The 20,141-nt window shown below is 57.4% G+C and carries 15 protein-coding genes; 8 read left to right on the forward strand and 7 right to left on the reverse strand.

Going from position 1 to position 20,141, the window contains the following annotated elements; genetic code table 11:
• Positions 1-238: 238 nt before the first annotated feature.
• From B058_RS17735 to B058_RS0102885, 4 genes are all read left to right on the forward strand, one after another.
• Positions 239-709 (forward strand): hypothetical protein, encoded by a 471-nt coding sequence (locus B058_RS17735; protein ID WP_157265485.1) that lies wholly within the window; start codon positions 239-241, stop codon positions 707-709.
• Between the two features lie 19 nt (positions 710-728).
• Positions 729-2,651: a hypothetical protein gene (locus B058_RS17740; RefSeq protein WP_157265487.1), complete on the forward strand. Its 1,923-nt coding sequence runs from the start codon at positions 729-731 to the stop codon at positions 2,649-2,651.
• Positions 2,652-2,718: 67 nt separating this feature from the next.
• Positions 2,719-4,851 (forward strand): type I secretion system permease/ATPase, encoded by a 2,133-nt coding sequence (locus B058_RS0102880; RefSeq protein WP_026240588.1) that lies wholly within the window; start codon positions 2,719-2,721, stop codon positions 4,849-4,851.
• 9 nt (positions 4,852-4,860) lie between these two features.
• Positions 4,861-6,276 (forward strand): HlyD family type I secretion periplasmic adaptor subunit, encoded by a 1,416-nt coding sequence (locus B058_RS0102885; RefSeq protein ID WP_018506968.1) that lies wholly within the window; start codon positions 4,861-4,863, stop codon positions 6,274-6,276.
• A gap of 284 nt (positions 6,277-6,560) precedes the next feature.
• Here the strand turns inward: B058_RS0102885 and B058_RS0102890 are convergent, their stop codons facing one another.
• Positions 6,561-10,304 (reverse strand): hypothetical protein, encoded by a 3,744-nt coding sequence (locus tag B058_RS0102890; protein WP_157265489.1) that lies wholly within the window; start codon positions 10,302-10,304, stop codon positions 6,561-6,563.
• Between the two features lie 79 nt (positions 10,305-10,383).
• Entirely contained in the window at positions 10,384-11,715 is a 1,332-nt protein-coding gene (locus B058_RS0102895; protein ID WP_018506970.1) for a diguanylate cyclase domain-containing protein, read from the reverse strand.
• A 275-nt stretch (positions 11,716-11,990) separates the two neighbouring features.
• Between B058_RS0102895 and B058_RS0102900 the strand changes: the two genes are divergently transcribed.
• The 3 genes from B058_RS0102900 to B058_RS0102910 all read left to right on the forward strand — a co-directional run bounded on the left by B058_RS0102900 (position 11,991) and on the right by B058_RS0102910 (position 15,024).
• The gene (locus tag B058_RS0102900) at positions 11,991-13,286 is read left to right on the forward strand and encodes a hypothetical protein (protein ID WP_018506971.1); all 1,296 of its coding nucleotides are present in this window, start codon (positions 11,991-11,993) and stop codon (positions 13,284-13,286) included.
• Positions 13,287-13,387: 101 nt separating this feature from the next.
• A complete protein-coding gene (locus B058_RS0102905) occupies positions 13,388-14,329 on the forward strand; it encodes a GGDEF domain-containing protein (protein WP_018506972.1) in 942 nt (313 codons plus the stop codon).
• 251 nt (positions 14,330-14,580) lie between these two features.
• A complete protein-coding gene (locus tag B058_RS0102910) occupies positions 14,581-15,024 on the forward strand; it encodes an Hsp20/alpha crystallin family protein (protein ID WP_018506973.1) in 444 nt (147 codons plus the stop codon).
• A gap of 122 nt (positions 15,025-15,146) precedes the next feature.
• Here the strand turns inward: B058_RS0102910 and B058_RS0102915 are convergent, their stop codons facing one another.
• Genes B058_RS0102915 through B058_RS0102935 form a run of 5 tightly spaced genes read right to left on the reverse strand, consistent with a single transcriptional unit; the run spans position 15,147 to position 19,024 of the window.
• Entirely contained in the window at positions 15,147-15,788 is a 642-nt protein-coding gene (locus B058_RS0102915) for a class I SAM-dependent methyltransferase (RefSeq protein WP_018506974.1), read from the reverse strand.
• A gap of 6 nt (positions 15,789-15,794) precedes the next feature.
• Positions 15,795-16,265, reverse strand: a complete 471-nt coding sequence (locus B058_RS0102920; RefSeq protein WP_018506975.1) for a rhodanese-like domain-containing protein — start codon at positions 16,263-16,265, stop codon at positions 15,795-15,797.
• A gap of 13 nt (positions 16,266-16,278) precedes the next feature.
• Entirely contained in the window at positions 16,279-17,586 is a 1,308-nt protein-coding gene (locus B058_RS0102925; RefSeq protein ID WP_018506976.1) for an MFS transporter, read from the reverse strand.
• Between the two features lie 3 nt (positions 17,587-17,589).
• Positions 17,590-18,321 carry an MBL fold metallo-hydrolase gene (locus B058_RS0102930; RefSeq protein WP_018506977.1) on the reverse strand — a complete coding sequence of 244 codons (732 nt, stop codon included), beginning with the start codon at positions 18,319-18,321 and terminating at the stop codon, positions 17,590-17,592.
• A 40-nt stretch (positions 18,322-18,361) separates the two neighbouring features.
• The gene (locus B058_RS0102935; protein WP_018506978.1) at positions 18,362-19,024 is read right to left on the reverse strand and encodes an ArsR/SmtB family transcription factor; all 663 of its coding nucleotides are present in this window, start codon (positions 19,022-19,024) and stop codon (positions 18,362-18,364) included.
• Positions 19,025-19,301: 277 nt separating this feature from the next.
• On the opposite strand from B058_RS0102935, the gene B058_RS16325 reads away from it, so the two are divergent.
• Positions 19,302-20,006, forward strand: a complete 705-nt coding sequence (locus B058_RS16325) for a Crp/Fnr family transcriptional regulator (protein ID WP_018506979.1) — start codon at positions 19,302-19,304, stop codon at positions 20,004-20,006.
• The last annotated feature ends 135 nt before the right edge of the window (positions 20,007-20,141 follow it).

Consider the following 20,141-nt stretch of genomic DNA (forward strand, 5'->3'; position numbering starts at 1 on the left):
CTCAGACTTGAAGTTGTTTCTCAAACTTTGGTCAGCCAGCCAAGTTGCTCACTGCAGCTAGCCAGCCATTTTCCCTGTGCTGTCGCTAGGTGCCATTAATGTTTCATACCTTTTAATTTTTGCAAATCCTTAACGCTCATGATTGAGTATGGGCTAAGGGCGTTGCATCCCATTTCTATACAACATCCTATCTATGCCAAGGAAAATTGTGTAGGTCCTAAACAAACGAAGAAATGTTATGAATTATTCGACTTTCAAAACTACTCAAAACTCCTGGCTCATCAAAATTGGAAATAGGTTTAATGCCTCCAACAAGCTTGGAATTGGTCATGCTACCTTAATTGTATTTCTTGGTCCCCAGGCAATTTGGTTTGGCACGCTAATCGTTTTTCGCGCATTGGATGTAGACGTAAAGACCACCCTATCTTCATCATTTGTTTTTTCAAGTATGGCTATTTCTTTTTATGTATTTCTACCTGTTGCATTCATTGCCCGAAGGATGTCAGACAAGCTATTTGGAGACATGTTCTGGAGGCAGAAAAACGGGGTGAATAACGTAACAACAATGGAACATTACAACCAATCCGTGAATGATCAGGATTATAGAAGGGCAAGGTTAATAGTCATATATCAGGTTATTTATACATTTTGTTTTCTATTGTTAGGTTTTCTTTTTGGTGCCGCAATGTTTCATTTTCTTGCTTACTGAATAAATTAGGGGGATTAATATGACCGCCAATGGCATGGAACCTTTGTTGGAATTTGGTAATAGCTTAACTGATACATTTAACGCAATTGTGTCCTACGATTCTCAGCATCCGAACTCTTCGGAATCGGTGGCCGCAGTGGCGACACTTGTCCAATTTGGTACAACGCTGGCTAACGGACTTGCAACTAACTCCCCATTCGCTCAGTTACTTCTGACAGTCACGGGTTCTCAAGCGGCTTTACTTGCACTCACGACTACTGCCAGTGAATTTCAACTGGCTCTAACGACGTATCAGAACAATCCGAATGACGCAAATTTCAATATGGTGCTACAACGTGGTGCAGGATTAGTTGCGGCAGGAGGTGGCCTTCTATCTACATTGCCAATCCCGCAAGTCAGGCTGGCTGGTTTGGCAATCCAATTTTCTGCCATCGGTGCACAAAATGCATTGAATGGAAACTTGAGCAATTTGGGGGAAATATTAGGGAACGAAATTTATGAATTGTTAAATCCGTCTGAAAATGGTGGGGATTTGACCATCCGACAATATTCGACTGGTTCAAGTGAGTTTCTTACTTTTGAACTGCTTGGCCAAAGCGGTATCGGATACGGAGAGGTCGGCTTAATTTCTGGGCAGGCAACAGATGAATGGGTTCCAGAAGGGACGGTACAGGTTCTGGGGCAGGACGCTTCCGGGAATGAAATTGTTCTCCAAAGCTGGACGGATGCGGGGTATTGGTTAAGTAATTCCTCCGTTACGGAAATTAATTCCACTACATTCAATTTGAGTAGCTCAGGATTTTTGGACGCTTATTGGGCGTTATTTGACGCAGCGGATTTTGCAGGAAATACGCTGGATTTTGCGCAGTCTGTTACAAATAGCGCCGGAATTACTGGCAACTACTTGGCGCCTAATTCACTTCTAGACGTATCCACGCACGTCAATGATTTCTTTAGTGAATATAATTGGTTTGAGTATCTTGATCCATTGCCAATCGACCCGGTAATTGAAACCTATTTAAATCCTAATTTCAATCCCAATGGGTATGGCTGGGACACTGTGACTGTTGGCTACGCGCAAGCTTATTACGGTCTGCAGTATCTTCTCGGAGAAACCAATCAATATGTTCAAGGTGCATGGAGCCGCCTTCCCCTTACAGATTATGTTGAATCTCTTGAGAGTGATTTTAATGCGAATGGCTCCCCGATTGCTATCGACCTTGATGGTGATGGGGTTGAGACCGTATCCATTGGCCAATCGGGGGTGGATTTCGATATAACAGGCGATGGTGTTGCAGAAAGGACAGGCTGGTTGTCGCCTGACGATGCGTTCTTGGTAATGGATCGTAATGGCAACAAAAAAATTGATGGCGTCAGTGAAATGTTTGGAGGCCTTAATCGTGGTGATGGCTTCGCAGAACTTGCCCTGTTGGATAGCAATGGTGACGGGGTAATCAACAAAAAGGATAAGAGCTTTTCTTCATTAAGGCTGTGGCAAGACAAGAATAGCAACGGGACAACCGACAAAGGGGAATTGCTCAAGCTTAAGTCTCTTGGCATTACTGAATTAAGTTTGGATTATGCAAAATCTGAATATATCGAGAATGGCAATCTTTTTGGAGAGGTCTCGCATGCCATAGTGAACGGGGATGAACATGACATGGTTGATGTGTATTTTAGATACCATCAACTTCCGTCTTCTCCAAATAAAACCCCGGAAGAATATGATTCTAATATCAGCGAATCGGCTCTAAATTTCAATTGGACCATGAAAGTGGCTCAATCGCCGACAACTTCGGGGATTGGTGACGGGGTTGATGGCAAATTAGAAAATCTTGTAGCAGCCATGGCCAGCTTTGCCCCGCCGGCTGCCGGGCAGACCACCCTGCCGCAGAACTATCAGGATGCCCTCGCGGGCGTCATCGCCGCCAACTGGCAGTAACCTCTGGCGGTGTGTCATCCTCCTGTCCCAGCAAAGGGATGGGGGATGATCGGCCCGCGGATTGCATATGCAAACGGAACCAACCTCTCTACCGCCATCGGTGGACACCGGCCTAACCTGCTTGGTCATGCTCGCGCGCTTCCACCAGATCGCCGCCGATCCTGAGCAGCTCGCGCATCAGTTCAAGGCGTCGGCCGAGCCACTCGGCAAGAGCGACATCCTCCTTGCCGCCAGGCAACTGGGTTTGCAGGCCAAGCCGGTCAAGACTTCTCTTGATCGCCTCGATCGCACCCCTTTGCCGGCGATGGCAATGGATAGTTCAGGTGGATACTTCATCCTCGCCCGCTTCGATTCAGATAAAGCGCTGATCCACGACCCCAGGGCCGAACGGCCGCAGGTGATCTCGCGCGATGAACTGTTAGCGCGCTGGTCCGGCGAACTCATCCTCTTCACCTCCCGCGCCTCGCTGATCGGGGAGATGGCGAAGTTCGATTTCTCCTGGTTCATCCCCGCCGTCGTCAAATACCGCAAGCTTCTGGGCGAAGTGCTGCTGGTGTCGTTTGTGTTGAACCTGTTTGCACTCGTTACCCCCTTGTTCTTCCAGGTAGTGATGGACAAGGTGCTGGTGCATCATGGGCTGACGACGCTGGACGTGATCGCCGTCGGCCTCTTGGTGGTGTCGATCTTCGAAGTGGTCCTGTCGGGCCTGCGCAGCTACGTCTTCGCCCACACCACCAGCCGCATCGACGTCGAACTCGGCGCACGCCTGTTCCGTCATCTGCTGCATCTGCCGCTGGGCTACTTCCAGGCCCGCCGGGTCGGCGATTCGGTCGCCCGCGTCCGGGAACTGGAGAACATCCGCGCCTTCCTCACCGGCAACTCGATCACCGTCGTGCTCGACGTGCTGTTCTCGGTCGTCTTCATCGGCGTCATGCTGTTCTACAGCGACTGGTTGACCCTGGTGGTGTTGGCGTCTCTGCCGTTGTATTTCGTGATTGCGCTGCTTGTCACGCCGCTGCTGCGCGCCCGCTTGCACGAGAAGTTCAACCGCGGCGCCGAGAACCAGGCCTTCCTGGTCGAGACCGTCTCCGGCATCGACACCCTAAAAAGCATGGCGGTCGAACCACAGATGCAGCGCCGCTGGGATACCCAGCTGGCAAGCTATGTGTCCGCCGGGTTCAAGTCCGCGACGCTTTCCACCCTGGCGCATGAGAGCACCAACCTCATCGGCAAGCTCGTCACCGTGGGGACCCTGTGGCTCGGCGCCAAGCTGGTGATCGAGGGCCAGCTCACCGTCGGCCAGCTCATCGCCTTCAACATGCTGGCCGGCCGCGTGGCGCAGCCCATCATGCGGCTGGCGCAGCTGTGGACGGATTTCCAGCAGACCGGAATTTCCGTGCAACGTCTGGGCGATATCCTTAACTCTCCCACCGAAGTGGCTGGTGCCAAGAGCAGCCTGCCGCCGATTGCCGGCCGCATCCGCTTCGATCAGGTGCAGTTCCGCTACCGCCCCGATACACCCGAAGTGCTCAAAGGTATCAGCCTCGATATCCAACCAGGCGAAGTCATCGGCATCGTCGGCCGCTCCGGCTCCGGTAAAAGTACGCTGACCAAACTGATCCAGCGGCTGTACGTACCCGAACGCGGCCGTGTGCTGATCGACGGCCTGGATCTGACGCTGGCCGATTCTTCCAGTCTCCGACGGCAAGTCGGCGTAGTGCTGCAGGAGAACGTGCTGTTCAACCGGACGTTAAGAGAGAACATCGCGCTGGCCGACCCCGGTGCGCCGCTGGAGCAGGTCATGGCCGCCGCCAAGCTCGCTGGCGCGCACGAATTCATCCTGGAACTGCCCGAAGCTTACGACACCATGGTCGGCGAGCACGGTTCGACCCTGTCCGGCGGCCAGCGCCAGCGCATCGCCATCGCTCGTGCCTTGATGACGCAGCCGCGCATCCTCATCTTCGACGAAGCCACCAGCGCGCTGGATTACGAATCCGAACGCATCATCCAGAACAACATGCAGGCCATCTGCCAGGGACGTACCGTCATCATCATCGCTCATCGGCTGTCTGCGGTACGCCATGCCAATCGCATCCTGGTGATGGATCATGGACAGATCGTCGAGGCCGGCACGCACGCCGAACTGCTGGAACACGAGGCGGGGCATTACTCCCGCCTGCATCGCTTGCAACACGCCTGAGGCAGACACATGAAACGACACGCCCTGGCCGATCTGCTCAAACGCTACATCAAGGTCTTCCGTCACGCCTGGTCGCTGCGGAAAGAGACCGACGCCCCCGACCTGCAACCCCACGAAGCCCAGTTCCTGCCCGCCGCACTTTCCTTGCGCGATACGCCGGTGCATCCCGCCCCGCGCATCACGCTGTGGCTCATCATGGCCTTCGCCCTGATTGCGCTGCTGTGGGCGATCTTTGGCCGCATCGACGTGGTGGCCACCGCGGTCGGCAAGATCATCCCTAACGACCGCACCAAAGTCATCCAGCCGATGGAGACGGCCGTGGTCAAGGCCATCCATGTGCGCGACGGACAGGAAGTCAAACCGGGCCAGCTGCTGATCGAGCTCGATGCCACCAGTGCCGCCGCCGACAGCGATCGGCTGCGCAACGAAGCGTTGACCGCGCAACTGGAAGCGCTGCGCACACAAGCGCTGCTATCCGCGCTTGAGCACGGCGCGCCACCCAAGCTGAAACTGTTGGCCGGTGTAGATGCAGACCGCCTTCTGGCCGAACAAAGCCAGGCTACCGGCCAGTACCGTGAATATCAGGCTCGCCAACTGCAATTGCAGGCCGAGATCACCCGCCGCCGGGCGGAGCTCCAGACCACCCAGGAACAAGTCAGCAAGCTCGAACAAACCGTCCCTATCGCCCGCCAGCGTGCGCAGGATTACCGGAAGCTGATGAAGGAGCAGTTCATGTCCCAGCATGGCTATCTGGAACGCGAGCAGGCGCGCATCGAGCAGGAACAGGACCTGGCCAGCAGTCGATCGCATGTCGTGGAAATCCGTGCCCAGCTGGTGGAATCGCAACGCCAGCAAGCCACGCTCGAAGCCGAGACGCGCCGCCAGCTGCTGGATCAACTCAACCTGGCATCCCAGAAAGCCGTGTCATTGGAACAGGAGTTGATCAAGGCGGAACAGCGTAGCCGCTTGATGCATTTGACCGCACCGGTCGCCGGCACGGTACAGCAACTTGCAATCAGTACGGTTGGAGGTGTCGTTACGCCGGCACAACCTTTGATGGTGATCGTACCCAAAGAGAACGTGCTGGAAGTCGAAGCCATGCTGCCGAACAAGGACATCGGCTTTGTGAATCCCGGGCAGGATGCCGAAGTGAAAGTGGAGACCTTCCCGTTCACCAAATACGGCACGATCCACGGCACCATCACTCAGGTGTCGTCCGACGCGATCCAGGACGAGAAGGTTGGATTGATCTACTCGACCCGGGTGAAGCTGAACAAGGACACCATCAGGGTGGAGAACAAGACCGTACGCCTGACCCCAGGCATGGCGGTGACGGTCGAGGTCAAGACCGGCACGCGGCGCGTGATCGAGTATTTCCTGAGTCCGTTGATGCAGGTGACGAGTGAAAGTTTAAGGGAACGGTAAACCAGACTCTTGGCCAGCATGGTAACGTCTGCGTCCTGTCCCCAAGCTGACGGTAAACCAGAAGGCATTTATTAATAGCTGCTTCGGCCGACGACCCGCCCGTCTACATGGATTGTCGACCGTCACATCCTTGGCCATTTCGGCCATTCACCCAGATCTGATTGCTGTCCATCGTGAATGGCCGCTTTTTCAGCTTTGAATGAGCCTTTGTAGTTAGGAACGGTGATTTGGACCACGCTTATAACCGTGGCCTGCTCCATATTGGTCAATAGGGATTTTCGGAATTACGAAGGCGTCAGTTGGCCGAGATCGCCAAAATGGAGAATATCCTCTGGCTTGATTGGCAGGTCTTGTAGGTATCTAAATGGCACCGGGGCACTTGTCACCAAAGGAGCCCGTAGCTTAACGGCAGCTTCTGGCAATCCAGTGAATTTGGCTAGCATGGCACGGTTCTCCACAAGCCAGCGTACGCGGCGCAGATGTTTGTCAAGCCGATCGTTTGCGTACCCCCTAAAGCGATCGCAGGTCAAGGCAATTTCGGATATGGTCCTCGCCTTTTTCAGGCGCTTACATTCGATGGCAAGAACCTGACCATTTGGAGCCCAAGCAAGTACGTCAATATCGCCCAAATTCGGATTCTTGCTGGCGCCTAGTTTTGTCATAAGCAATTCCGGCTCCGCTTGCCATCCTAGTTCTATCAGACGATCTGCAACACTGCGAGTGAATTCGTAGCCAAGTGCCTCGTTGCGAGCACCAATGTAGCTACGCATTAAGGGAGACGAAAAGCCCTTGTCGTCAAAACGACCATCAAATAAGGAGTCCAAGACATAAGCAATCGCCTCGCGGAACGTTCCTGCACCAATTGCATATGTTTTTGGTTCTGCCGGGTCACATTCAATAATCGGACGCAGCATTACTGACAGCCGTCGGCCAAATGACCATGGCTCCACATCCTTCGGTGTTGAGTGCGGCTGCTTCGGGGGCCAAGTTGGACGCGATGGTAAGGCAAACGACAACAGCAATGCATCCACCTCAGCTTCGGTCAAACCTCTTACGAGACAGCATTCAAGGATTTCCTGTCTCGTTAGTGTGACCACAACCGAGTTACGCTCAACTATGGCATCTAGTAGCGCACCAACGGCATCTAGGAAGTGGTCGAAACTAATATCGTATTCAGCTTCGAACGCCCGTAAGAATTCGGGCGATTGAGCCTCTGTGCGGGAATTTTCTGCAGCATCTGGGTCTTTGGGGATGACCCAATTTTCATAGTCGGCTGCGGCTGCAGCATACATTACCCTAAAGCTCTCCATTGTGTAGGGCTGGCCGATTTTGCCAAGGATATCGGCATCAAAACTATAGCTGCCATTCGGGTATATGGAAATGCCAGCTGATGCCATGCCGTGGTAAATCGTTTCTGAATCTCTGCCAAGCTCAATCAGGGCGCACATCAAACCAAACAATTCATCCACCGAATATCCATCTGGCTGCAGCCCACCTTGGGAAGGGCATTCGCAAATTGCCGCCTCTACCAATGCCCGCAGCGTCAAAGTTGATTGCGAGCGTTCTTTTTCTATTTGCTCTGCGGCATCGGTTCCATCGTCCACGCCATATAGAGCCCTAACGGCCCGAGCCGTAGAACGCCATCGACTCTTGTCCCGAAGCAAAGTCTCGTGGAAATGAAGAAGCTCAACCACCATGGCTTGTCGATTAAACCGAGAAAGCCCTTTAATGATGGACTGCATTAGATGCTTAACGGCTTCATTCAGCGCAATTCGGCTGGCTTCCAAATCTAATACTACCTTCTTATTGCTTGACGGCCTCCATGAGAATACCGAGCGCAATACAACATCGACATGCTCGCCTGGACGGTGAAAGATTGGTCGCTGATCGTTCGAAAGCAAAAACTCTATGGGGCTGAAAGTCTCGAAAGAATGGATAATTTTGGCGTCATTCCCTCCCAAGATTTGGATGGCTTCTTCCTCACAATCTTCCAAGAGAGGACATTGATGTCCAGAAAGCGTTCTGAATGCGAGAATGAATTGGGCAAGGAGCCCCTTCTCACCCTGATTGCCCACGCCCGAAAATGAGCATAGAAACCCTGGCTCGGCAGCAATCTTAGCTACAGGCCTCTCCCGGTGATAACGAACTTCAAATCCTTTCCCATGAGTAGGGTTGTCACGGGCTTCCTGCGGCGCGGCAACCCTATGCATATCGAAAATGATTTCAATTGCATGATAGGGAAACCATATGGGCGGGTTGCACAATCTGAGTGCCCGGAATACCAAAACCTGCAAGCCCTCCCATAGTTTGTATGCCAGTTCCTTTACTGTAGGGTTGTTGCCGGCCAGGAACGTAATCCATACCGTAGTTTGGCCATGATCTAGGCAGAAACTTAACACTCCAGTTTCCAGATGAGTGATGCTTGCGAACACAGGAATCGACTTAACTGATCCATATACCGAGTCCGAATTGGCATGAACGACAATGATCGGCTTGCCATCGATATGTAGTTCACAATGTTCGTCGATTTCCTTGCGCCTAGATCGACGAAGCTCCATCACAAAGTCGGTGGCAATTTGCAGATAGGCCGGTTTGTCATGGGGAATATCGGCGGCCCGCAGCGAATGGCCTTCCCTCAACCAGTATGCAAAAAGGTTGGGCAGGCCGTTGATGTTGGGGAGATGAAGGTCCGTTTGCTCTTCACTTTGCCTTTGTGTCAGCAAAAGCAAGAGTTTGTCCAATGGCGCATCGGAATTGCGCAGAAGATGATCCAGGTCATGCAGACGACATGGATCGAAAGTCCAGCGCGCTCGCGGTGGCGGCGGGCTAAAGATATAGGCTTGCCCAAGGTGCCCAAGCAGCAAGAATGTGTGCGCGGAATCAATTTCTTCTGTCGACTCTAGGTATGACCGAAGATCGGCAATATGCTGATCGACGGCTGCGATTTCGCTTTCGACGAAGTCTGTAGGATTAAGAAGCCCCGTTGAAGCGAACTGCTCAAGCGAATCTGGCATTACCAATAAGTGGATAATCCTGCGCTTGTCGACTCTATAAGCGAGGCTTTGACAAATACTAGGTACTCCATTGAGGTAGCGCGGCAGTTCAATTTGCTCGACTCCATGCCGGCTACCGCTTCGCATCACCCGGTGAGCTTGACTCAATACAGAGTCCATCAGCACCTTTTCGAGGGTGCTTAATTGATTCGCTGCCCTAGCACGTTTGACAATGAACCGACGTACGGCATACGTAATGGCAGTAGGTAGAGCCAGAACTATTTCCGATCCGAATCGAAGTAGCGGCTTTTCATGCAGCAGCGACTCCTGGTTGCTCTGAAACATCAGGTGCACCACTTCGTCTTCCGGTAAGACAAACTCCTCCAACATTGCGAGAGAGATGTGCTCGGCCTCCAAGACTTCGGGCGAAATGACCCCCCGTTCCCCCCACTCGTGAATTGGCATCTTGGCGTTTAATGGCACTTGCCTCTTTGGAATCGAAGATTCGCTTTGCCAGCGAACAAGGCCTGAGCGGCGCAAGACCATATCTGAGAGGTCTAGCAAGGCATAAACAGGCTTCAACCATTCGAGCTGTTCGTCTCCTCCGTATCGCTCGACGCACTCGATTAACAGGCGTGTTGCCGAATCAGGAACCTCCCAAAGTCCTCCGAGTACAAGAAAATCTTTAGAACGAGTGATGACGTTGGAAACGAATACATCTTCGGGTGGGTCTTCTGCCCAAGCGACTGCGCTTAACTGGCGATTAAGCCAATGAGAAATGTGTTGCCATGTAGGTTTTTTGCTTCCATCACAGTTTGCTGCAATTAACTGGGCCAGCAGTTCAAGCCGGAAGCAATTTGCTTGTAGTCTCGGAACAGTAAGGAGTCCTGCTACCAGAGATATGGCCTCTCTCTTGTCGTATCCTCGGAGCACGTTTGCAAGCTTTTGCACTTCTGGCGTGTTCATCTGCCCTTCGCCAGCAAATAAGAAAGGAGGGCGTGCCATTCGATTGAAAATGGATTGAGCGTCAGTCATGAGTCTTGAGGGTAGTGGTTGATTGCTTACACAGCCATAGTGGCTGGGCGCTCCCAGCGCCGTTGCTTGAAATCCCCGATTACTTCTCACTACCGGGCAGGGTTGATACCTGGAAGCGGTTGCCGCCGTTCCGCTTGGCTTCATACATCGCCTGGTCGGCATGACGGATCAACTGCGTGTAATCGCCGGAATGTTCGGGATACAGCGCGATGCCGATGCTCGGCGGGACGTGTACCCGATGCCCGGCCAGATCAAAAGACCGGTCGAGGGCTATCCGGATTTTATCGGCGACGACCAAGGCGCACTCCGGAGGCGAAATGTCATTGAGCAGCACCAGGAACTCGTCGCCTCCGACGCGGCCGATGGTGTCCGATTCACGTACGCACTGCCTGAGGCGATGGGCCACTTCCTGCAGAAGAAGGTCGCCGACGGGATGCCCCAGCGCGTCGTTCACCTGCTTGAATTTATCCAGATCGAGATAGAGCAGGGCAAGCGGGGTACGGTGCCGCTCTGCATAGCGCAGCGCAGCCTGCAGGCGATCATGGAACAGTTCGCGGTTGGGCAGGCCGGTCAACGGATCGTGACGCGCGATGTGCTGCAGCCAGGCTTCCATCTGTTTGCGCTCGATCACGGGCGCAACCTGGTTAGCGACGAACTGCAGCAGTTCGACATCTTCCACGGTATAGCGGGCCTCGGCGTGATAGTTCTTCACCACGAGTGCCCCGATGACGCCCTTCTTCGCCTTGAGCGGAACGCCCAGCCAGTTCAATGCATTTCCCTTGGCATCGGGCGTCAGCAGCAAAATTTGCCCGCCCCGGATGATCTCCTCGCTCAGTGCCGCCGCATCCGGTTCCCTGTGCAACGGGTCGTGTTCGTCGACCAGATACGGAAAGCTCAACGCGTCCTTGTCTTCATCGTAAAGCGACACGAAGAAATTGGCGGCGGGCAGCAAGCCGCCGATGATCTGGTGGATTTGCTGAAACAGGGTGACGAGATCTTCCGCCCAGTGCGCGGCCTCGGAAATGGCATACAGGGCCGCCTGCATGGAGTCGGCGCGCTTGCGTTGGGTCACGTCGCGTGCCACGGCGACCCGTACCAGGTCCGTCTCGGACCATCGGGCTGACCACATGACATGGACGATCTGGCCGTCCTTGCGTACATAGCGGTTCTCGAAATGGGGCTGGGGGTGACCGGCGACGATCTCGGCAGCGGCCTGCAGCGTTCGCGGCCGGTCTTCATGAAACACAAAATCGATCATCGGCTTGCCGATCATCTCTTCGGGGGTGTAACCGAAAATACGCTCGCACGCGGCGCTGACAAACACAAAGTGCCCCTGCCTATCCACGACGCAGATGGCGTCGAGCAGCAGATCCAGAACATTGTTCAGGGAAACGGGGCTATTCGTCTTCATACAAGCGCAGCCATGGGGCGAGCAACCGATCCGAATCGGTCATGGGTCTTCATTGTTGCTGCATAAGATTTCTCGCTGCATATCCTGTCGAGTCACGGATCGCTCCCTGGAGCAGCCTTCAGGCGCCCCTATTCTAGCCTGCGCGGCCGCGAAACCGACACGCTGTCAGCCGCCAGATAGCGCGAATGACAAAAGTCATTCCACAGTAGAAGATAGCCGTATTTGCATTGTCCCCGACTATTCGTCGTCAACCCATTCATTAGTCCGGAATAACCATGCCGCGCTCGCCCGATACGTTCACCCAGGCCCACGCCATTCTGGCCGGGGCACAGGAAAAAATCGACAGGCTCCGCAACCTCCAGCCGTACCTGATCGACCTGTCCCTGCGGGAAAACCCCGTTGGCGCACGCATTGGCCAGACACTCGCAGACAAGCTGGCCATCCTCCCCAGGCTGCGCGAGTTCGGTTTCCGCAACATCCTTCTGGGCACGCTGGATTACGCCATGCCGGATGAACTGGAGGTCGATGACGATTTCATGATGTATCTGCGCGACCACCAGGCCAACATGAACAGCTGCTTCGCGTTCACCGACATCGGCCTCGCGGCGGCCGACGGCACGTTCACGCCCTCGCCTTCGCAACGCAAGCTGCAGGCCTATGGCGTGCCCAACACCCTGCACGAAATCTATCTGAGCAAGGCGGGCATGGCCGGGCAGTATGACGTGGAGACACTGCGCCGCAGCCTGCCGGCCAGCATCGCGTGGCTCAACGCCAACATCCGCGGCGACGATGGCGGCAAGCCGCGCATCCTGATCAATATCGTGGACGGCTGCGATGCCTTCGCGGAAGATCCCGATACGGCCTGTTCCATCCTGAGCCTGCTGGCCGAACAGGCCATCGAAGGGATCAGCATCGAAGACGACCGTGGAACCTACCTGCCCTTCCAGGTGGGTGCGTTCGTCGCGGTGGCCCGCAGTTTCCTGCCGCCGCCGCTGAAACTGCTGGTGCACATGCATGCCGGCGGCGGTTTCGAGAATGCGTCCGTGATCGAGGCACTGCTCAGCGGCGCGGATGGCGCCTGGGGCGGGCTGCCCAAGCGGGCGGCGATCATCGGCCATGCCTCGCTGGGCGAATTGATCGCCAATCTGGTACGCGTGGGCAATCCCCACATGCAGGCGAGCTATCGCGTGGACCAGCTGCTGCAGCTGGCCACGCGGCTTCAGGTGCTGGACGAGGAGGAGCCGGTCCCCGACGACCTTCCGATACTGGGCAACAACGCCTACCGCCTGCCTTTGAGTTTCTTCCGCCAGCAGGCGGGGCGCTTCATGGACCTGCCGCCGGAAGCCATCGGCGGCGCCTACCGGTATCGCATCTGCGCGGTCGTCAGCGATGCAGCGGTGATCGCCGGGCGCCTGGCCGAGGTCACAGGCCAGGCTGCGGAAAGCTTCCCGGAAGACGTGCTGGACCGCATGATCCGCCTGATGCGCCGCGACCTGCGCGCCGGCAAACGGATCGCCTACGACGAGCCGGAACAGTTGTTGCAGCTTTTTGCTCGCGCTTCGCGACTCTGAGGTGTATGGTCGCCCTCCGGGCGTGCGGAATTCCACGCCTCGATGCGTCGTAGTATGCTGAACGGCGCGAACACATTCCCCTGCAGATCGGGTGCCTCCACATGACTGACAGTTCAAAAGACACGGAAATCGACAGCGCGGTCTACAAGACCCTGCTGGAATCGACCAGGGCCATCCCCTGGAAGATCGACTGGCAAACCATGCGTTTCGCCTACATCGGGCCGCAGATCGAGAGCCTGCTCGGCTGGTCGCCGGCAAGCTGGGTGACCGTGGAAGACTGGGCGACCCGGATCCATCCCGAGGACCGGGAGCGGGTGGTCAATTTCTGCGTCGCGCAGTCCAAGGCGGGAACCGACCACGAAGCCGACTACCGCGCCCTGACGCAGGACGGCGATCACGTCTGGATCCGCGACGTGGTGCACGTGGTCCGCAACGATGCCGGCGAAGTCGACGCCCTGGTCGGATTCATGTTCGACATCAGCGAGCGGAAAAAGACCGAGGAACAACTGGTCATCCTGCAGAAGGAACTGGAGGCGCTGTCTTTCAAGGACGGTTTGACCGGCGTCGCCAACCGGCGCATGTTCGACTCCATCCTGGAAGTGGAATGGGCCCACGCACGGCGCAACAACCAGCCACTGTCGGTCATCATGCTCGATATCGATTACTTCAAGCAGTACAACGACTGCTATGGCCACATCGAAGGGGATGCCTGCCTGAAACGGGTCGCCCAGACCCTGAATTCGGCTGCGACCCGGGCGCGCGACCTCTTCGCCCGCTTCGGCGGGGAGGAATTCGTGCTGGTGCTGCCCGGAACCGACGAAGGGTCGGCGGCGAAGATCGCCGAGCGCTGCCGCAGCCTGATCTTCAAGGAACAGATTCCGCATGCGCAATCCCCGGTCAGCCAGATCCTCACGGTCAGCCTCGGGGTCGGCACGATCATCCCCTCGCATCAGGACGACCCGCTTGTATTCATTGAAGCGGTGGACAGACGGCTTTATCAGGCAAAGCAACACGGTCGGAACTGCATCGTCAAAGGTCATTGAGCGCGACCTAATGGCGCGCCCTGCTTTCTCTCGGCTCTCCCCCTCCTGGCCGCTGCCTTGCGCGCCTTTTCACGCCGTCCGTCAGGCGTGCCCGCGCCACGGAAGAAACCTGCCTTCGCCCCTTACCCGCCTGGCCCCTCATAAGGAGATGCCCGGGTCTTGATTTGGCGGGATATGGGTCTAGATTGAATGTGTAGCCGCACGTGCGGCTGGCGTCCGTTGTATGACAACCTGTTTCATAGGAGACCATCATGGCCAACCTCTCGCGTTACGATCCGTTGAATCTTGCCCGCATCGACCCCTTTGGCGATATCGACGACCTGTTTAAGGGCTTTTTCGTGCGCCCCGCGCTCTTCGAAGGCCAGCCGCAGATGCAGATCAAGATGGATGTGAAGGAAAACGACAATGCCTATACCGTGCATGCCGACATTCCGGGCGTGAAGAAGGAGGATATCCACGTCAGCATCGAAGGCAACCAGGTTTCGATCAGCGCCGAAACCAGGATGGAGAAAGAAGAGAAGGAAGGCGAGAAAGTGCTGCGTTCGGAACGTTACAGCGGCAAGGTGTCGCGTAGCTTCACGCTGGCCCACGACGTCGACGAAACCAAGGCCCAGGCCAAATACAACGATGGCGTGCTGGAGCTGACCCTGCCGAAGAAAGCAGCTACTTCAGCCAGGAAGCTGGCAATCCAGTAAGCCCCGCCACGAGAACCCGGTGCGGCGCCATTTATTTATGGACGCCGCACCTCGATCGGCGTCCTCAAGCACATCATTGGCCAGGCCGTACAGGCCAGGATGCTGCCCACCCGGTTTCGGTATCAAGCCCTCTCGCCGGTCGCTAGCAGCAGTCCGCCCCACAGCAGCTTGGTTGGCATCCCCGGTTCCAGTCGGCGAGCCAGACGCATAGCTAAAGGCAAGAAAACGGCCGAGTTCAAGGTCAGTTTGGAGACCGGCAGACCGGTGAAGAATGCACGCACTTCGCCTGGAGTATGCCAACGGGCACCGCGATAGGCGCCGCTTCCGCCGTCGCGCCCTTTTTCGCGATACAGAAGACTGGATCGGTTGAGCCAGCCGATGGCAAAGCGGCGGCGCGCCACCCGCACGATCTCGGCCACGGCCTGGCGTTCGTCGTCAATAAAGCACAGCGCGGCGATGGACAGCACATGGTCGAAGCTGGCATCGGCGAAGGGCAGGTCGCGCGCATCGCCTTCCACCCAGTTCAGTGCCGGACTGCTGTGGGCATGCGCGTAATCCAGCCAGTCCGGATTCGGGTCGAGTCCCGTTGCGACAAGATGGTCGGCCGCGGCGCGACGCGTGAACCAGCCGGTGCCGCAGCCGACGTCGAGCAGGCTGTCACCGGCCTGCGGCGCAAGCAGGCGCGAAGCCAGTGCGTATTCGGTTTCGCCGATCCAGCGGCCGCGCGGGGTGGCGTACCAGGCGTCGTAGTCGGCGGGGTTCACGCCGGCTCAGTGGCCTGCGGGCTGGCGGGCGCGCGCGTAAGCCTCGAAGCCGTCCTTTTTCTTCCAGCCCTCGATGCCGTCCTGCAGAACTTTCACGTTGTCGTAGCCCAGCAGGCGTAGGGCGAACACTGCCTGCGCCGACAGCGAACCGGAGTTGCAGTACACCACCACCATGCGGTCGCGCGGCAGCTCGGCACGTCGAGCCACCGCCTGCCGCCAGTCGATATTGACGGCGCCGGGAATATGTTCCTTTTCGTATTGGGCGGAGTCGCGCGCATCGACGACGAAAACCTTCTTCCAGTCGTCAGCCGGAATCTGTTCCGGCCAGATCAGGCTGCTGCCGTATTCGGCGAAGTCCATATAACCGGACAACACGTCGACCACGGCAGGGTTCTCTTCCGCCCGGGCGGGCGCGGCCAGCACGACGAGGCTGGCAAACAGGGCGCCGAGTTTGATCATGTAAGGGGTTTTGTTCATGGTTGAAGCAGGCTCAGGCGTCGGCCGGGTTGAGGCGCGGGTGAGTTTCCTCGCACGCCATCAGGACAATGAGGCCCGAGACGAACATGGCGGCGGCAGTGAACCAGAATCCCGCCTCGATGCCGCCGAACAGCGCGGCCACCGCACCCAGCAGCAGCGCGCCGATGCCGTAGCCGAGGTCGCGCCAGAAGCGGTAGATGCCGATGGCCGAGCCGCGCCAGTTGGGGTGGGCGATATCGGAGACGGCGGCGGACAGCGTGGGGTACAACAGCGCCATGCCGAAGCCCATCACCGCAGCGGCGAACGACCACCACAGTTCGCCGTCGCCCAGCAGCACCAGGGCGACCCCGGTTCCGCATAGCCACATGCCCCAGACGATGGGCTTTTTGCGCCCGATGCGGTCGGACAGATGGCCGGTGAAGAACTGCGACATGCCCCAGACGAAGCCGTACACGCCGACCACCCAGCCGATGCCGGGCAGGGACAATCCCCGCTGATGCAGGTAGACCGGGAAGAACACCCACACCAGCGCGTCAACGAATTTCTCCACCAGGCCGGCCTGGCTGATCGACGCCATGCGCACATCGCGCCAGGACATCAGGGTGAACACGTCCCAGGTGCCGGGCTTATCCGCGATGTTGGCGGGATAGCGCGGCTTCGGACCGGTCATCTGCCCGGCCGCGTGTTTTTTGCCTTCGGCCTGCGCCCACGGCAGGGTGTCCTTGACCCACAGCAGCGTCAGCAGCCCGGCCAGCAGGATGACGGTGAGACCGAACAGCATCAGGCCCTGGCGCGGTCCGAAGGCGGTGGCCATATAGCCGGTGACGATGCCTGCGATCGCCACGCCGAAGTAGCCGGAGAATTCGTTGAGGCCGATGGTGAGGCCGCGCTGGTTGGCGGTGGTGAGATCGAGCTTGGACGTCTGCGTCATCGACCAGGTGAGGCCCTGGTTCACCCCCAGCAGCACCGTCGCCGCCACGATCCAGTTCCAGTTCGGCGCATAGAGGATCATGAAGGGCATCGGCACCGCTGCCAGCCAGCCGATGAACAGCACCTTCTTGCGGCCCATGCGCTCGGACAGGCGGCCGGCGACGAAGTTGAGCGTGCCCTTGACGAAGCCGAAGGCGGTGACGAAGGCCATCAGCATCATGAACGAGCCCTTGGCCACGCCGAACTCGGTTTCCGCGAGCGCCGGCACCACGGTGCGGAACATGCCGATGGTGAGGCCGACCAGGAACACCTGCACCAGCTGGTGCGAGAACTGGGCGAAGTTATGGCGGATGCCGTAGCGGTACTCCGCCACGCCCTGAGTCAGCGACATGTATCAGTTACCCAGGTTGAAGGCGACCATGCGGTCCATTTCCGCAGGGCGCGGCGGAATGGCTTCGGTCAGCGCGATAACGAACGCATCCCGGCTCATCGCGAGCATGGGATTCCAGCGTTTTTCGAAACCGAGCGTCGACATCGGCTTGCCCGACATACCGGCGCCGCAGGCGCTGCCCGAGGTGTGCCCGGGATAAAGCTCGACCTCGGCCGGCAGCGTCAGCAGGCGTTTGTGCAGCGTGTCATAGAGCTGTCCCGCCATTTCGGTTTCCTTGCCGGCGAGATCGGGCCGTCCGGCACTGCCGACGAACAGGGTGTCGCCGGTCAGGACGAACCATGGCGTCTCGGTGCGGCGCTTGTCGGTCACCAACAGACAGATCGAATCCGGTGTATGACCCGGGGTATGCAGGACATCGACAAAGACGTTGCCAACCTCGATGCGCTGGCCATCCTTCAGCGGCTCGAAGAGGTAGTTCACGCGCCCTGCATTGGACTCGTGTAGGCAGTAGGCTGCCCCGGTCTTTTCTGCCAGGGCACGCGCGCCGGAAAAGTGGTCGGCGTGGACATGCGTGTCGATGACGTGGGTGATCTTCACGTCCTGTTTTGCCGCTTCCTCGAGGAACCACAGCTCATCGCCCAGAACGGGATCAACGACGACACCGACATGGCATGACCCGCAGCCGAAGAAATAGGACAGGGTGGCGTCCCTGGCCAGCAATTGACGGAAAAACATGTGAAGTCTCCTTGGTATTGATTTTGTGCACGCAGAATGGTCAGGACTCGGCCAGTGGCAAGCCCGCCGCCTGCCATTCTGGAATACCGTCGGCGATCTTCCGCGCACGATAGCCATGCGATTTCAACAAGGCCACCGCCTCGGCAGACATCATGCAGAACGGTCCGCGGCAGTAGGCGACGATATCCTTGTCGGCGGGCAGCTCCTTGATGCGCTGGCGGATTTCGTCGAGCGGCATCGAACGTGCGAAGGGCAGGTGGCCGCTGGCGAATTCGGCGGAGGGACGCACGTCGATCACCACCACGTCGCCACGCCGCGCCTTCTTCATCAGCGAACGCCGCGTTTCGGTATCGAGCTTTTCCGGCGCGGCAAAGATCTGGTCCATGGCCACTTTCAGTTCGACCAGATGTTCTTCCGCCACGGTGCGTAGGTTGACCCACAGCGCGCTGACGTCCTCGCCCGACAGCCGATAGGCGATGAAGCGGCCGTCGCGCTGCGCCTCGACCAGGCGAGCCGCCTTCAGCACCTTGAGGTGTGCGCTCGCCAGCCTGATGTCGATATTGGCTTCGGCAGCCAGGACATCCACGGTTTTCTCGCCCTGGGCCAGTATTTCCAGAAGCTCCAGCCGTTTGGGGCTGGAGACGGCCTTGCCGATGCGGGCGACCTGTTCGTAGAGCAGGTCCTTGGTTTGTCGTTTGTTCATGAAGCGTACATTCGCACGATTATTAGATTAATACAAGCCGCTCTTGCGGCCCTGCGCACTTGATCGCCACGCCCGTGCGCTTGCTGCGGATTGATTTTTCGCAATTGCAGTTGACCTATAGTGTGGTAAATACGTGCCGCCCATCCGGGCTGTCTGACCGCAGACACCAGACCCGGCGCCCGAGGACACGGCATGTCCACAACAACACAGAATGGAATTTGATGTTCGCAAATTGTCGCCCGCATGATGACGCCTCCTGCTACAAGGCCACTCTCCCATGAAAACGAATTGCACCAATCCCCAGTGGATCGGCCGCGCGAAATGCACTGTGTGCGACGTACGCAACTTCGTCCTGTTCTCGGGCTTGTCCATGCCCGAGCTGGATACGATCCTGCAGCCCATCGACAATCTGCATGTCCTGCAGAATGCAGTGCTGTACGAGCAGGGGGCGGCGGCACCCTACGTCTACACCCTGCGTCACGGACTCATCAAGCTCAAGGTCGACCTGCCCAACGGCGGGCAGCGCATCGTGCGCTTGCTGCGCCCTGGCGATGTGGCCGGCATGGAAACGCTGGTGGGCGAGCGCTATCACCACTCTGCCATCGCCCTGCATGACGCCGACGTCTGTCGTATCCCGCGCGAGGTGGTGCTGCAACTCGACAAGACCAACCCGAGCGTGCACCAGGCCCTGCAGCAGCGCTGGCAGCGCTCGGTCGACCAGGCCGACCATTTCATCGTGGCGCTCTCCACCGGCCCGGCGGAAGCCCGCATGGCCCGCCTCCTGATCACCCTCGGCTGCGACGGCACACTCTCCGAGACGCTGTTGCCCAGCCGCGAGGACATGGGCGCCCTGCTCGGCATCACGCCCGAAACGGCCAGCCGCATCATGGCCGAATTCAGGCGACGCGGCCTGATCCATATCGAAAAGGGCGGCTGCATCGACTACGACTACAACGGATTGACACGACTGGCGCAGGGCTGAATTGCCTGTCGCCTAATTGATACGTTTATCGCATTGACAATTCTCAATTCGAGCAGACAACAAAAATTATTCTCTTAGAATTGGACTCCCTTTTTGCTTGACCCGTTGAAACCCCAATAACGAGAGGGGGGGCGC

This window comes from Thiobacillus thioparus DSM 505 (assembly GCF_000373385.1).
Classification (GTDB): Bacteria; Pseudomonadota; Gammaproteobacteria; order Burkholderiales; family Thiobacillaceae; genus Thiobacillus; species Thiobacillus thioparus.

Excerpts from the sequence above, each read along its gene's own strand:
- B058_RS0102925 (WP_018506976.1), bottom strand. The coding sequence starts at position 17,586 with ATGTCGCTGACTCAGGGCGTGGCGGAGTACCGCTACGGCATCCGCCAT.
- B058_RS0102930 (WP_018506977.1), bottom strand. The coding sequence starts at position 18,321 with ATGTTTTTCCGTCAATTGCTGGCCAGGGACGCCACCCTGTCCTATTTC.
- B058_RS0102880 (WP_026240588.1), top strand. The coding sequence starts at position 2,719 with ATGCAAACGGAACCAACCTCTCTACCGCCATCGGTGGACACCGGCCTA.
- B058_RS16325 (WP_018506979.1), top strand. The coding sequence starts at position 19,302 with ATGAAAACGAATTGCACCAATCCCCAGTGGATCGGCCGCGCGAAATGC.
- B058_RS17735 (WP_157265485.1), top strand. The coding sequence starts at position 239 with ATGAATTATTCGACTTTCAAAACTACTCAAAACTCCTGGCTCATCAAA.
- B058_RS0102920 (WP_018506975.1), bottom strand. The coding sequence starts at position 16,265 with ATGAACAAAACCCCTTACATGATCAAACTCGGCGCCCTGTTTGCCAGC.
- B058_RS0102890 (WP_157265489.1), bottom strand. The coding sequence starts at position 10,304 with ATGACTGACGCTCAATCCATTTTCAATCGAATGGCACGCCCTCCTTTC.
- B058_RS0102935 (WP_018506978.1), bottom strand. The coding sequence starts at position 19,024 with ATGAACAAACGACAAACCAAGGACCTGCTCTACGAACAGGTCGCCCGC.
- B058_RS17740 (WP_157265487.1), top strand. The coding sequence starts at position 729 with ATGACCGCCAATGGCATGGAACCTTTGTTGGAATTTGGTAATAGCTTA.
- B058_RS0102885 (WP_018506968.1), top strand. The coding sequence starts at position 4,861 with ATGAAACGACACGCCCTGGCCGATCTGCTCAAACGCTACATCAAGGTC.
- B058_RS0102900 (WP_018506971.1), top strand. The coding sequence starts at position 11,991 with ATGCCGCGCTCGCCCGATACGTTCACCCAGGCCCACGCCATTCTGGCC.
- B058_RS0102895 (WP_018506970.1), bottom strand. The coding sequence starts at position 11,715 with ATGAAGACGAATAGCCCCGTTTCCCTGAACAATGTTCTGGATCTGCTG.
- B058_RS0102905 (WP_018506972.1), top strand. The coding sequence starts at position 13,388 with ATGACTGACAGTTCAAAAGACACGGAAATCGACAGCGCGGTCTACAAG.
- B058_RS0102910 (WP_018506973.1), top strand. The coding sequence starts at position 14,581 with ATGGCCAACCTCTCGCGTTACGATCCGTTGAATCTTGCCCGCATCGAC.